The organism is Dysgonomonas sp. 520, assembly GCF_010501095.1.
Classification (GTDB): Bacteria; Bacteroidota; Bacteroidia; order Bacteroidales; family Dysgonomonadaceae; genus QVMP01.
Window position 1 is genome coordinate 112,805 of the sequence record NZ_QVMP01000009.1, and the last position, 14,351, is coordinate 127,155.

Annotated in this window: 12 protein-coding genes; 6 read left to right on the forward strand and 6 right to left on the reverse strand. The window is 38.3% G+C overall.

Annotated features, from left to right (window positions below; translation table 11 throughout):
- Nucleotides 1–18: 18 nt before the first annotated feature.
- From D0T56_RS07430 to D0T56_RS07450, 5 genes are all read right to left on the reverse strand, one after another.
- Nucleotides 19–1,983 (reverse strand): hypothetical protein, encoded by a 1,965-nt coding sequence (locus tag D0T56_RS07430; protein WP_163319514.1) that lies wholly within the window; start codon nucleotides 1,981–1,983, stop codon nucleotides 19–21.
- A gap of 79 nt (nucleotides 1,984–2,062) precedes the next feature.
- Nucleotides 2,063–3,184, reverse strand: a complete 1,122-nt coding sequence (locus D0T56_RS07435) for a hypothetical protein (protein WP_163319515.1) — start codon at nucleotides 3,182–3,184, stop codon at nucleotides 2,063–2,065.
- Between the two features lie 7 nt (nucleotides 3,185–3,191).
- On the reverse strand, nucleotides 3,192–3,485 hold the full coding sequence (locus tag D0T56_RS07440) for a hypothetical protein (RefSeq protein ID WP_163319516.1): 294 nt from the start codon (nucleotides 3,483–3,485) through the stop codon (nucleotides 3,192–3,194).
- A gap of 5 nt (nucleotides 3,486–3,490) precedes the next feature.
- Nucleotides 3,491–3,919, reverse strand: coding sequence for a hypothetical protein (locus D0T56_RS07445; protein WP_163319517.1), 429 nt, complete (start codon nucleotides 3,917–3,919; stop codon nucleotides 3,491–3,493).
- 26 nt (nucleotides 3,920–3,945) lie between these two features.
- Nucleotides 3,946–4,506 carry a hypothetical protein gene (locus D0T56_RS07450; protein ID WP_163319518.1) on the reverse strand — a complete coding sequence of 187 codons (561 nt, stop codon included), beginning with the start codon at nucleotides 4,504–4,506 and terminating at the stop codon, nucleotides 3,946–3,948.
- Nucleotides 4,507–4,682: 176 nt separating this feature from the next.
- On the opposite strand from D0T56_RS07450, the gene D0T56_RS07455 reads away from it, so the two are divergent.
- The gene (locus D0T56_RS07455) at nucleotides 4,683–5,051 is read left to right on the forward strand and encodes a hypothetical protein (RefSeq protein WP_163319519.1); all 369 of its coding nucleotides are present in this window, start codon (nucleotides 4,683–4,685) and stop codon (nucleotides 5,049–5,051) included.
- Between the two features lie 28 nt (nucleotides 5,052–5,079).
- Here D0T56_RS07455 and D0T56_RS07460 read toward each other — a convergent pair whose 3' ends face one another.
- Complete coding sequence (locus D0T56_RS07460; protein WP_163319520.1) at nucleotides 5,080–6,996, reverse strand: hypothetical protein; 1,917 nt, start codon at nucleotides 6,994–6,996, stop codon at nucleotides 5,080–5,082.
- A gap of 131 nt (nucleotides 6,997–7,127) precedes the next feature.
- On the opposite strand from D0T56_RS07460, the gene D0T56_RS07465 reads away from it, so the two are divergent.
- From D0T56_RS07465 to D0T56_RS07485, 5 genes are all read left to right on the forward strand, one after another.
- Nucleotides 7,128–9,011 carry an ABC-F family ATP-binding cassette domain-containing protein gene (locus D0T56_RS07465; RefSeq protein WP_163319521.1) on the forward strand — a complete coding sequence of 628 codons (1,884 nt, stop codon included), beginning with the start codon at nucleotides 7,128–7,130 and terminating at the stop codon, nucleotides 9,009–9,011.
- A 10-nt stretch (nucleotides 9,012–9,021) separates the two neighbouring features.
- Nucleotides 9,022–9,672 (forward strand): hypothetical protein, encoded by a 651-nt coding sequence (locus D0T56_RS07470; RefSeq protein WP_163319522.1) that lies wholly within the window; start codon nucleotides 9,022–9,024, stop codon nucleotides 9,670–9,672.
- 42 nt (nucleotides 9,673–9,714) lie between these two features.
- The gene (locus D0T56_RS07475) at nucleotides 9,715–11,511 is read left to right on the forward strand and encodes a hypothetical protein (protein WP_163319523.1); all 1,797 of its coding nucleotides are present in this window, start codon (nucleotides 9,715–9,717) and stop codon (nucleotides 11,509–11,511) included.
- Nucleotides 11,512–11,596: 85 nt separating this feature from the next.
- The gene (locus D0T56_RS07480) at nucleotides 11,597–13,288 is read left to right on the forward strand and encodes a tetratricopeptide repeat protein (protein ID WP_163319524.1); all 1,692 of its coding nucleotides are present in this window, start codon (nucleotides 11,597–11,599) and stop codon (nucleotides 13,286–13,288) included.
- Between the two features lie 303 nt (nucleotides 13,289–13,591).
- Nucleotides 13,592–13,993 (forward strand): DUF3244 domain-containing protein, encoded by a 402-nt coding sequence (locus D0T56_RS07485; RefSeq protein ID WP_163319525.1) that lies wholly within the window; start codon nucleotides 13,592–13,594, stop codon nucleotides 13,991–13,993.
- The last annotated feature ends 358 nt before the right edge of the window (nucleotides 13,994–14,351 follow it).

Sequence of the window (14,351 nt, forward strand, 5' to 3'; positions counted from 1 at the left end):
ACTTATGTGGGATTATTTTTATGGCATTAATATAAGTTCGCAGTTTGCCGCACCTTTTGTGTCTATTGTTACGTTTATGGGCATATAGTAGTTACCATCAATAATAACAGGATATCTTTCTTTAAAATTATATAAGTCTACACTGTCAAATTTTACGGAACATTTTATCACAATAGGGTTTTTTAGAACTTTTTGGTAAAACTCATAATATTTATTGAGTAAGCCATCGGGAGTTCCAAAATGAAGAAATTCATTAAAAATACCAGACTTGTAACTAATATCTTCTTCTCCTATAAATTCTTTCTCTCTCAATACCCTTGTAGTCACCGAGTTTACGCTTGTTTTGTCGTTTTCTTTATCTATTTCGAAAAGCTTAATCTTGGCATACTCGTTTTTCCCTTTCCACATCTGGTTTATATCAATAGGCTCCGATATATTGTCTGTTGCCGAGAAGGGTAGCGCCACTATTTCTTTAGGGCCTTCGGGTATCGCGTTGTTTTCGAGGGGGAGTATTCCGTCGGCATCGGTAACCACGTCTTTGTCATTCTTATACTTGAATGTATTTTCCTGAGCATAGTCGCTGTATGTGTACGAAGTGGTGATGCGTCCCGACCCGCTATCCAAAATTCTGTGCGTCCAGTCTTCTGCTTTATCTTTTTCAAGATACATATCGTCTATTGCCAGAAACTGAATTTCATTGTCTTTGTACATATCATAATACGCAAACAGACCATACATATTCATCACAGCTTTCAGAAAATCGGTAACTTTCATGTCGGGTAGGTTGGGCGTGATGTAGTATTTTCCATTCATGCCAAACCAGGTCTTTGCTAGGTTTATCCTATAATCACCCTTTATCAAAACTTCGTCCGGTCTTGAAGTGCTTGCGTTAATTATCTCTTCCTCGTCGTTCAACGAAGTAGCGAAATTCAGATGGCGATACACACTGTCGTCGTCGTTCACAATATACATTTCCATCCAAGAGGCGGTAGCATAATCAATATCAACATCTTTGGTCCTATCAAACTCAAATACCTCGTCGATGTTTACGGTGGCTTTGTTAGTATCGGCACTATATGGAATTCCATAATAGCGGATATCTTCATCGGTACTGAGTTGGTGGGTGATGGCAAGCCTTTTTCCATCGGGAACATCTTTCAATGTCACAGGTCCTTTCAATGCCAGAGTATAGCGTCCTGAATATCCTATACGGAAAAGGCTCTGCGTCATCATTCTGTCCTTAAAGTTTCCCGAACCGTTTTTGTTGGGAAAAGGAGTAGCTGCTACTTCTTTTTTATTGGCAGACCGTAAGTAGAAAGTTGCTTCAGCTCCTTCACTTTGGCTTTCAATGGCATTGTAATCGAGTAGGGGAATCCAAGTTTTAGTAAACACCGAATAGAACCGGTCGGGTATATCGAAAGATACATTGGTGCTGTTTACTATAAGATCTAATATGTATTGTATTGTCACGCTGGGGTATACGTACTTCATGGGGTTATGTCTATACTTTGTGATGCCATTAAACCCTCTCCCCAAATCGACACGTATAAATCCAGCCTGCTCGGTATCGGAACTTTTCAGAAAAGTTGAATCGGAATTCCAATCTACGCAATGCTCTTTGTTCAGGTCACGAAGATTTATGTCTTTAAGTTTTTGCAGATTAATCGGGTTGCCCCAAAGAACCTGAAGCTCAATGTTATTTTCGTTAACCCCCAACAGAGAACATTCTCCTTTGATAAACGGAAATCCGTCTCGATATTCCAATATTTCATGTTTCTGATAAGGAAACTTGCCTCTGACATCCGGCATATCGGTGTTGCCGATAATGGCAAGGTTGCGAGCTGTTTTGGGCAATTTGTAAGTGGTTGTCCTATTACCAAAAATTTTAGTTAAATCTCGGAATATGGGAGATGTGAAAATGTAACCGATTTCGCTCGATTCTTCCACATCCACTCTTTTGTTGTTTATGTATACTTCTCTCATAATTTAGTTACAAGTTACGAGGCGCAAGTTGCTTGCGCCACATTTACGTTATTTACTTTTAATTTTTTACTTTTCATTTCTAAAGTTTTTGTGTAAATACGTCGGGCATAACGAGGGTGAACTCGAAATCTTGCAGATGCTGGTTGCTCTTGCCGAAAGTTCCTGCTTGAGTTTTCACACCTACCCATTTCGATCGGTCTGTGCTCCTGTTATAATCCACAAGCAAATCGACAACAGGCGATTGCACCATCTGCGAGAGGAAATCGAATGTGTTGGCATCAACCAACGAAGCATAAAGCTGAATGCTCTTTTTCACTTCCTTGCCTATGGGTTTTCCTGTTCCGGGGTGATATCCGTTGTTGTCATCAAGGCTTACTGAGGTGAAATACTGGTCAAAAACAACACTGCTATCGGAAGTTTGTGTCGATTCGCCTTTTTTGTGAAAGAGGTAATAGTTCCACTCGCCATAACGGTTTATCCACCGCAGATAGAAGCCATCTTGCTGACAATCTTCCACATCAATGATAATGTTAATGTCATTTACCGCCTCTTTGCGGAATGTGTAGTCGAACGTATAGTCGAAAAGACTGGCTTCCTGTCCGGCTTCGGGTTTACCAAGAATAGTTATTACAGACTTTTTTGAATGCGATTCTGCAATATATGGATGAATGTAAGTGTTATATTTTCCTCCTTCAAAATAGTCGTCTTTTTCACCATCTATTACCATCGAATAAGTTCCATTGGGCAGATATAGAGGAACCGAAAACGGATATCCTTTAAACATCGTCAGGCGCTTGCTTTGGGTGTATGTTTCGCCAATTTGCAATGCTCCCCAAATGACAGGGACATCAATATACGTGCTAGGTCCTTGCCAAATCATTACAGTCATATCTATATTTTTTATCAATTCATTGTCTACTCCTCCTACCGAATTGACGAACTCGTTCCGGTCGAACATTGAGCGTACAATCCCCGAAATGTCGAATGTGACCCTGTTTTTCCCGTCCTTATTTTTTATTGTATTTCTATTCAGTGTTACAGTATTCAAAGTATCACCTTCTTTTTTTGTGATATTCAATAACATCTGCCTTTTGTGAGGAGTCTCTACTATTATGGGCAAGGGGTTGAAAGCAAAGCCCAGTTCGGGATATATAATCGTAGCCAAAACTACGCCGCTAACTATTATTTCTTTTGATTTCATCTTGAGTTTACTTTAAATATTGTATAATTTTTTCTTCTTCTTTTTTATATATTTCCTCTTTTTCATCTTCGGTCAAATCGTCCATGTCACGGGGTTTGTTCAGGCTGAACCCTGCTTCGGCAATGCTGCGAGCCATTTTTCCCCGGAGGCTTTTTGCGCCCCGATCTTCGGGCGATAGTTTCGGCTGTTGGTCTTCCAATTCCTTGCGCATGTAGGGAGCTTTGCGGAGAGCTGCGCCACGTTCGGTTATCCACTCGTCGATGGTTTCGGAAAGGGACTTTCGTCCTTTTGCTATCTTCATGTCTTTCAGAGGATTTGGGCGCAATCGCCGACCGATTCTTTCAACTGCACCTCGATAACGATGCCTGTAAGGTTGGCATCCAGAAAATCGTACACAACGGAATACGGAACATCTTCAACCACAGGCTGAAACAGTCCCGAACGATTAACTTCGAGAATAAATTTCTTGGCATAGCCTTTCATCCGATTCACTGTCACTTCGTTTTCCGAACCTTCAAAATCGAGGTCGGCTTTATCCATGAAAGCAATGAGGCATTTGGGATAATCGCGAAGATTTCCGTTTTTGTTGCTGAGGTCGCCCGCTACGGGTAACACATTGACGCACACCGGTAAATCGGCAAACTCGATATTCGAATTTGCTCGGGTCCAGTCATTAAATTCGTAGTGCAAACCGCCGATGCTATCGACAATCTGCCTGATTTTTGTTTCTACCATGTAGTGTTGAAATTTTTAGAAGTAAGTTATTTGTGTTTAGCTTTTCGTTCCATCAGTTTCCTGTAGTTTTCTTGAAACTGGTTGTTGTCGTGGTCTATCTTCATAGCCTGATAGATACGCATCCAATTGGTTTGAAACACTTCTTCGTGATCGGTGATTCCCATACGTCGGGCATACCAATCGGCCGTACCGAAAAACCCGTGATCCATTTTCCCAATTCCGGCCTGAATCTCCTCGGGAGTCGGTTTGTGACGAATGGCTTCGAATAGTTTGGTGATTCTTTCAAGTCCTTCTTTCACATGCCACACGAAGCGCAGGCAATCGGCGGCTTTTTCTTTCATGAGGTTTTCTTCTTCTATTTTCAGGAGGATCCAAAACGAGCGAATGAACAAATCGCCCACTGTTTGCATGCTTTGCAATTGGCAAAGTTGCCCGAATAGCAGCTCGTTAAAATCGAGATTGAACTCATCTTTCAGAGGCAGGTCTTTGACACTGTCGAGAATGGCTTGCATTTCTTCGTCTCCCGTGTTGAAAGTATCGAGCATCGAGAGGAAGTCTTTGTACTTGGTTTGTGTTGTAATGTGCATAGTTTAATTATATTAGGAAAAGAAGTTTGTGTTCTTTCTAATATAAGTAAAAAATACGATATTTCAAAGAGTAAGTGAATAAGTTTTTCAGTAAATCCGATTGATAATTCCACGCACTTTTAAACTTTTGTTAATTTTGCTAGTCTTAGCATATATAAACTGAAAACTATATAACCATGAAAATTACTGCTTATAAAAAACTTTTCTCTTATTGCATTATTGTTTTCGTTGGCATGCTATCTATGGCTTCTAGTTGTGAGAGTGGAGAACTTGATGATAGTTGGAAAAATGACATTAAAAAAGATATTTATTATATCAGATATGAAACAAGTATAAATGGAAAGCCATTATATAATTTTGATGGTCAATATATAAGGCGTGAAACTAGTTCTACCGGAAAGCCATTATATAACTTTGACGGTCAATACATAAGGCGTGAAGCTAGTTCTACCGGAAAGCCATTATATAACTTTGATGGTCAATACATAAGGCGTGAAACTAGTTCTACCGGAAAACCTATTTATAATATAAGAAAAGGAGAATGAGGCTGTCTAAACAGCCTCGTTATAACATTTACAGCGTCCTATACTGTTCTAAAACCTGTATTCTCTTATTAGTATTGTTAATTTCCTCTACAGAAACCACGGGATTGGGCATCTGCTCTAAAGCCCTAGCAAAAGATTTTGCAAGCATTTCTTCACCCATCACCTGAGCGGTTATGTTCCCTGATGGAATGGGCACACCTCCGCCAAGTTGGTTAAAAGCAGAAAGCACAGGACCAAACAGGGATGTAGCACTTGCGGTGAGTACGCTTTCTCCGTTGCTAAGGAATGTAGGAATACTATCGGATGTACCTGAACCGGGACCTGTGACTAATCCACCTTCGGCAAATTCTGCAATTTTTTTATCTGCTTCTTTGATTGTTTTTTTTGCTGTAGCTATGGATGTCATGACTGCTGCTATTGAAGGAGCAATAGCTATTACATTGGCAGGAAAAGGACCGGCACCCTGTGCAGCAACAACCGCTGCCGATATAGCCTTAGCTGTATCTAAAGCAACCTGTACCCAAGCTAGTTTCTTCTTTTTTTCTAAAGATTTTTTTTCATCATCTTCAGAATTTACAATTAAATCAGATAGAGCAGAGAAAACTTTTTGCGAATGCCCTGTTATTTCGTCAATCCTAGTCCAACGAGCTTTAAGTAAATCATCCTCCGATTTTTCTATACTCTGATCTATTCCATTCAGTTTTTGAGCAAATTCTTCTTTTGCAATCAGTCCTTCTTCATAATATAATTGAGTTATTTCCTTATCTTGCTGTAATTGTTGTAGTTTTAACTCTGCCGCCCATACTTTATTTGTTCCTGCCTGTTTTATTTTTTCTTCATAAGCCTTTGCATTTGCAGCGATCTCCGCAGCTAGATTCTTTTCTGTTTCAGCAGTCATAAGTGCATTATATTTTGCATTGATAGCTACCACATCAGCCTCTGTTTTCTCGGCTTCGGCTATTTCGTTCTCTCTTTTTATCCTTAACTCTTCCAGTGTTATTTTCAAAGCGGCCATGGAACCTGCTTTTAGTGCCGCTTTCTTATTTTCCAAATCAACTTCGTAGAAAGATTTTTTTATTTTATTGTCTTTATCAAGACTTTCATTGGCATCTTCCATCAATTGTTTCGCTTTGGTAGCAGTAAGCAGGTTGAGATCATCAACAGTATTGTTATAGCTTTTTTGTATATCTTGCTTTTGTTTCGATGTAAGATTTTCTATACTTAGTTCTTTTTCTTTAGCCTCTTCCAATACTTTTAGCTGTTCGGCATGAAAAGTCCTGATTGCGTCAGCTTCTTCAGTCCAGTTCCTTTTTGGTTTTTCTCCTTTTTCCTGCGCATCTTTTTTTTCTTTAGCTTCTTTCTCGGCTTTCGATATATATTCAATACCATTTACGCTAACACCAACCTGCTCGGAAACATTTTTTTGTTTATTTTCAGTTTCTTTCTTTTCCGCAATTTGCTTTTCTTCTTTTGCTTTTTTATGGGATTCAGTCTCTTCTTTAAGCGTTTGTTGATATGTAGCGCTATATTCTTTTAGACTTTTGATATTTTCACCGAAAACCTTTTTCGGAGTTTCCATATTATATCCCACTTTTGCTGCATATTTTTTCTGAGCCTCTGTAGCTTTCTCTATATTGCTCTGGTATGCTTCTATTTGAATTAAGGCTCGATCTTTTTCCTTGCTACTCATGCTTTTCAGATTCTTATTCAGATCATTTATCTTTTTTTGATTTGTTTCGATAGTTTTACCAAATCCGTCATAAGTTTTTTTGAATTCTTCCATATCTTTCTTATGATGACTAAGTTTAGTAGAGGCTTTCTTATACACTACAGAATCTTCTATATTCTTTTTTTCTAAATCGTCTATTCCTTTTTTAAGATCTTTTATTTGCTTTATAGACTCTCGATAATTAATATTAGAATAAATAACTCTTTCGTCTGCCATAATGTTTGTGTAATTTAAGTTTATAAAATCTGTGTCTTTCTAATATAAGAAAAAAAATGTAGGATTCAAAAGTTTAATGAAAGATATTTTCAGTTAGATTAGCTATCTTTAGCCAAAATTTTAAGAAAAGGATGGCAACACCATATTTACAGGTCGACGGACTTACCAAAAGTTTTGGCGATTTGGTTCTGTTCGGAAATATATCTTTTGGCATTGCCGAAGGTCAGCGCATAGGTTTGATAGCCAAAAACGGAAGCGGGAAAACAACTTTACTCAACATTTTGGCAGGAAAGGAGTCTTACGATGAAGGCTCGGTGGTCTATCGTCGCGATTTACAAGTGGCATACCTTGAACAAGACCCGCAATTTCCGGAAAACATCACCGTACTTGAAGCCTGTTTTCAATCGGAAAATGACGTAACCAAATTGATTGCAGAATATGAGCGAGTGATGGAATCGGACGATCATAGCACACTGGATGAGGTATTATCGAAGATGGATAACCTCAAAGCATGGGACTATGAGCAACGGGCAAAACAAATTCTGTCGCAGTTGAAAATCAACAATTTTGACCAGAAAATTTCGGAACTATCAGGTGGACAGCTTAAACGTGTTGCCCTTGCAAATGTACTTATCACCGAACCCGACCTTATCATTCTGGATGAGCCAACCAATCACCTCGACCTCGAAATGACCGAATGGCTCGAAGAGCATCTTCAACGTTCGCGCCTCAGCCTGTTGATGGTGACTCACGACCGTTATTTTCTTGATCGTGTTTGCTCCGAAATTTTTGAAATAGATCAGAAACAACTATATCAGTATAAAGGAAATTACTCCTACTACCTTGAAAAAAGGCAAGAACGGGTTGAGGCTCAAAACGCAGAAATAGATCGTGCCAACAATCTGCTCCGTAAGGAATTGGATTGGATGCGCCGTCAGCCTCAGGCTCGAGCCACAAAGGCAAAGGCTCGCATCGATGCTTTCTACGATTTGGAGAAAAAGGCACAGCAGGCCCGTGACGCAGGCAATGTGCAACTGCAAATGAAAGGTTCGTATATTGGTAATAAGATATTTGAAGCCAAACATATATATAAATCGTTCGGCGATTTGAAAATCCTCGAAGATTTCAACTATGTCTTTTCCCGTTACGAGAAAATGGGCATCGTGGGTAATAACGGTACAGGCAAATCGACTTTCATTAAGATGCTGATGGGGGAAGTGCTGCCCGATAAAGGCGAGTTCGATATTGGTGAAACCGTCAATTTTGGATATTACAGTCAGGATGGTTTGCAGTTTGACGAGCAGATGAAAGTGATAGATGTGGTTCAGGACATTGCCGAAGTGATTGATTTGGGCAATGGCAACCGCCTCACCGCCTCACAGTTTCTTCAACATTTTCTTTTTGCCCCCGAAAAGCAGCATAATTATGTTTACAAGCTATCGGGAGGAGAAAAACGCCGGCTCTATCTTTGTACGGTTCTGATCAAAAATCCGAACTTTCTGGTTTTGGACGAACCAACAAACGATTTGGATATTGTCACACTGAATATTTTGGAGGAATACCTTCAGTCATTCAAAGGATGTGTGATTGTGGTATCGCACGACCGCTACTTTATGGACAAAGTAGTGGATCATTTGTTAGCGTTCAGAGGAAATGCACAAATCAAGGACTTTCCGGGCAATTATTCGCAGTATCGTGAATGGAAAGAGGTGCAAGACCTGCTTGAAAAGGAAGCAGAAGACGCTGCTAAAACTAAGGATGTGAAAGTAAAAGCAGAATCGCCCGTAAAGAAAGAAGAAAAGACAAAACTGTCATTCAAAGAAAAACGGGAATTTGAAGAGCTGGACAAACTTATTCCCCAATTGGAAGAAGAGAAATCCTGCTTAGAAAATGAACTTTCGAGCGGAACACTATCTACCGAAGATTTACTGGCAAAGTCGAACCGCATCAGCGAGTTGATTGACGAAATTGATGAGAAAACAATGCGTTGGATGGAACTCAGCGAATGGGTGTAAAAATCGGAATATGAAAAATATCATTCTTCTATCAATAGCAATTATTTTCACATTGACCACATGCAATCAGAACAAAAATGTGCACGGTGAGATTGAAATAGAGTGGACTGATAAACTTTCCGCTGATTTTTCGTTCACCGAAAAGTGGTCTTATCCCGAAGGAATATATGAAAACGAATTCGGGCAACTGATCTGTGACGGATTTTGTCCTCCCGAAGTTGCTGGTATGTATGATGATATTGGCAGGATTAAGGAGGATTCGCTAAATCGTTACTATCGGTTAGTTGATACCACTCATCAACATCACACAATCGAATCAGACGCTTGGACATACGAGTGGGCAGGAACGGATTTTATCACTGCCAATCGGGTAGACCATGATACTGTGGTTTGTTTCACGCATAATAATGCAGCTACACATAGTTCGCTGAATTTGAAAATAATAGGTGATAAATGTATCCCGACAATCGAACTAAACAGCACAACCCTTAATCAGGGTGCAAAGATATACACCTGTAAATCAGGACAAATACAAATAGATTCTGACTTATGGAATAAAGGCTTCATGAAGGCTGAGTTTAATTTCATATTCGACAATACAGAAAATCCCGAGCAAGCGATGTACTGGAAAGGGAAAATATACACGAAAATCAACAAATAAGGTTAGTTCAGACATGCGTGTTCCGAACTAAAAATAGACTCTATGACATACGAATCGATAAAAGAATCATATCAGATAATCAGCAGGGAGAGAGGAGAAGAACTATCCCGACTAAAAAAAGTAATCTTTCAGGTAGGCTCGGCTCGTTTGGTTGTGGCAATTGCTGCGGCTGTGGGTTGTTATCTTTTTTGGGGAAATACACAGGCGGTTGTTTTGTCGCTGGTTATTGCCGCAATTATTTTCCTGTCGTTACTGACTTTCCATAGCAGGCTTTTTCGCAAAAAACGCTATTGCGAATTGCAAATAGAAAACGCTGAAAATGAACTGAAAGCTCTTTTCTATGATTTTTCAGCCTTTGATGGTGCGCCCGAAAAAATAGATGCGGAACATAGTTATAGCCTCGATTTGGATTTGTTCGGAAACCGTTCGTTTTTTCAGTCTATCAATCGCTCTGTTACATCTTTCGGAAAAGAAGCCTTATCTTCAAGCGTTCTTTATCCACAAAAAGATGCGGGCATAATAAAAGAGAAACAAGAAGCCATAAAAGAACTGTCTGAGAAAATGAAACTAATGCTTCATTTCCGAACCATAGGGCAAATGTCGGACATAGACAACCTGAATGTGAAAGACTTTGCGGAAGTTTTTTCACGTTCTCATTCTTTTTACAGAAAAAAACTGTGGACAGCACTGGTTTGTATTGTTCCCTGCCTGTATCTTATCTATTTTCTTCTTTATGGGTTCGGGGTTATTGAGGGGATATGGTTTATTCCACTCTATCTGTTGACACTGGGAATCAGTTTCATACCATCGAAAAAGATTGAACATACGCTGGCTATTTTCGATAAACGGTCGGCCATTCTTGATAAATATTCCAAACTATTTGAAATTATAGAGAATGAAGCATTTGAAAGCAAAATACTGAACCAAACACAGGAAAAACTGAAAGGGCATCAACCTGCATCGAAAGCTATTGCACGGCTGTGTACCTTTTATAGTTATCTGATGATGTCGTCTACCTATCCGTTGATTTTTCTCACCTATCCCATGCTGTTTTGGCATATAAGATATGCCAGACTGATAGAAAAATGGTCGGAAACTCACAAAAAAGACATACAAATATGGTTCAATGCAATGGGCGAATTTGACGCATTGGTGTCGCAGGCTACGTTTGCGTACAATCATCCGGACTACATTTATCCTCAGATGTCAACTTCTTTTGTTTTTGAAGGGAAAGCTCTTGGCCATCCTTTAATCAATAGGGATACGTGTGTCAGAAATGATGTGAATATAAGTAAGCAGGGATTCTTTTTGGTGGTGACGGGAGCAAATATGGCAGGAAAAAGCACCTATCTGCGTACCGTCGGAATCAATCATGCTTTGGCTAACATGGGCATGCCCGTTTGTGCCGAGAGGTTGATATTCTATCCCGGACAGTTGGTTACTAATCTCCGCACAGCCGATTCTCTGGCAGATAATGAATCGTACTTTTTCGCAGAACTTAAACGCCTGAAAATGATTATCGACCGCCTCCAATCGGGAGAAGAACTGTTCATCATATTGGATGAAATCCTGAAAGGAACAAACTCGGAAGATAAACAGCGGGGTTCTATTGCCTTGATGAAGCAATTGATAGGTTTAAAGACAAACGGTATCATTGCCACTCACGATTTGTTGCTGGGCTCGCTTGAAAGTGAATACCCCGAAAATGTGAAAAATTATCGTTTCGAGGCTGATATAAAAGACGATCATCTATCTTTTACCTACAAAATAAGGGAAGGTGTAGCGCAAAATATGAATGCCAGTTTCTTGATGAGGAAAATGGGTATAACAGGGATATAGCGTTTGGAAAAGGATAGAGTATTGGCAAATATTTTAGTTAGAATGTTGTATATTTGCAGCCATTATTACTAAACTACAATAAGTTATGGATTACAAGCAAAGGCTTTTGTGTATTTTGTTATGTATATCGTTTATTTTAACAGCTTGCGATAAAAGTAAAGAGATAGGACTCAGACTGTTGACTGAAGCTGAAATTTTGATAGAAACCAGTCCCGATAGTGCCTTGTTGCTATTGGATTCGGTTCCATATCCCAAAATACTGGATGATGAAGCATACCACAATTATATTCTACTGAAAACAAGAGCTAAAGACAAATGCTACAAAAGCATAGTGGACGATACTCTCATATACGAATCAAAGAATTATTTTCTTGGCAAAAACGATTTAAGAAAGCAAGTATTGGCTTCTTTATACAGCGGACGTGTTCAACACGAAAACAAACTTCTGAAAGATGCAATGATTTCGTATCTCGAAACTGAAAAAAGAGCCGAACACTTGGATGAAGATGCAATAAAAGGACTGATACAATCGCTTGTCGGCGAACTATATTATCATCAGGAAGTGTTTGAAGAATCCATCTCCAGATATAAAAAAGCTACGAAATATTTTAACAATGCAGGCGAACACAGAAATGAAGTATTGTCGTTGAATATGGTAGGATGCAGCTTTTTTTCGAAAGATGAAAAAGATAGCGCAAATATCTACTACAATCAGGCTTTAGAGCTGGCAGGGATATACAATTTGCCGGAAGATCAGGTAGATATAAGGATTAATATGGCAAATTTGTTAAGGAGAAAAGGTGATTTCGATACGGCTAAATCAGACTTGAGGCAGGCCATCCCTTATGTGTCTGACAGTGCGAAATATAGTATCATATATTATAATCTGGCAACAATATTCAGAGAACAACAAAACAATGACTCTACAAGCTATTATGCAAATGAGGCTTTGGGTTTCCTGAACGATAATGACGAAAAAAACAGTGCGCTACTATCAAAAATATATTCTTTACTATCTGTTACAGAGGAAAATAGGAATAATTACAAGCATGCATTAACGGAAGAACGTAACTCAAGCAAATATCTACGTTCATACCAATTGATGAATATGGATCAGGCTATTTTGGATGTACAAAAGAAATATAATTTTGAGTTAGTTCAGAATGCAAATAATAAACTCGTAATCCAACAACAGCAAAATGTTGTCATCATTCTTGTTCTTGCCCTCGGTGTAATCATTGCGATGTTTCTATATTACAGAAAATCAACTATTAATAAAAAAGAAAGACTGGAGGGTGAACAGAAAATTTATCAATTGAAAGAATTAGCCCGAAAATATGAAGATGAGAACACAGAAAACAAAGTTACGTTCAGGAATGTCCTTCTGAAACAGTTCGATATAATGAAGAAAGCCGCTTTGGTAGATGGTTATTTGCGGGATGATGAGAAAAAACAAAACGAAAAACTATTGAGAAAATTCAATGAGATAGTTTATGGTAAAGAAGGACTCGATTGGAATTTATTGTACCAGTCTATGAATGAACTGCACAACAAATTCTTTGATCATCTGAGAAATGCTTACCCTCAACTGGATGAATCGGAATTCAGAATATGCTGCCTGTCTTATGCCAACTTCAGCAATACTGAAATAGGCATGATAATGAAACTAAGCTTAAATACAATTCAAACAAGAAAAACTATCATTCGCAGAAAAGTAGGCATAAAAGGCTACGGAAATATGAATGATTATTTTAACGAAAAATTGGGAATAATTTAAGTTAATATTAAATATTAGCCAAAACAGGATTAATTAGACTCTTACCTGAAAAACTATATCCGACCAAATGTCTTGGTCGGATATTTTATTTATAATCAGATGCTTGTTGTTTTCTGGTTTCCTCAAAAAACTATATTCCACTAAAAATGTGTTCTCAATTACAAAGCCACGTACTAAGTTTGCATTAACCTTTTCGGGTTTTAAAACCTGTTATTTGTAGAAGTCGTCTCTCAAATTTCTAAGGTTTTTAATGAAAATGACATTACTTATTTATTTTACATATTTTAAATACTCTACTTTATTATGAAAAAATTTACTTTACTATTTTCACTCGTGGCATTGTCTTTTTTGGTTTCAAACACATTTGCTGCACAATCTGACAGTCAAATAGTTTTAGAAGAAAATCGTGATGGTTTAGGTCTTGTTGGCGAACTTATTGTGATAAGCCCTAGATCTTTATCTCTGGTAAAACCGGTTACGATTTTCGTAAATGAAGATAATGTAGAAATCAACTTTAATTCAACTTTGGGCTCTGTGGAAATTGCTGTAACGGACTCTAATGGCAATACAGTTTATAGCAAGAATGTCAATGCAGCAGCCAGAACAACGATTGACATATCTTTGATAGGCTGGTTGAGCGATACTTATACGCTTACTATAACTAATTCTAAAGGAAGAAAAACAACCGGAGTTTTTGAGTTGTAATCTATTCCGCAGGAAATTTTAAACGCATATATCAATTTTCGTTAGTTTGAAATATCCGGAATTCAGTTTCGTTTAAGCAGTGATTGCCTGAGACTCTGATTCCGGATATCCTTTTGAAAAAGTCAAAAAAGACGTTTTTTTTCAGCAGAAAAGTTATATAAAAACTATATAAGGGATAATGGAGATTAATAGTATGTGTTTGTTTATGAGTTTATTATGCACTTGGTGAACTAGACGAAAATCTATATCGGCAATCAAAACTCTTTTTTCTTGTTTATTGTCGTTGTAAGTTTGTCTTATGATAATGTGTCAATAAAAGATTGGAAAAATAAATTTAGTTCTTTTCTAAGTTAATTCA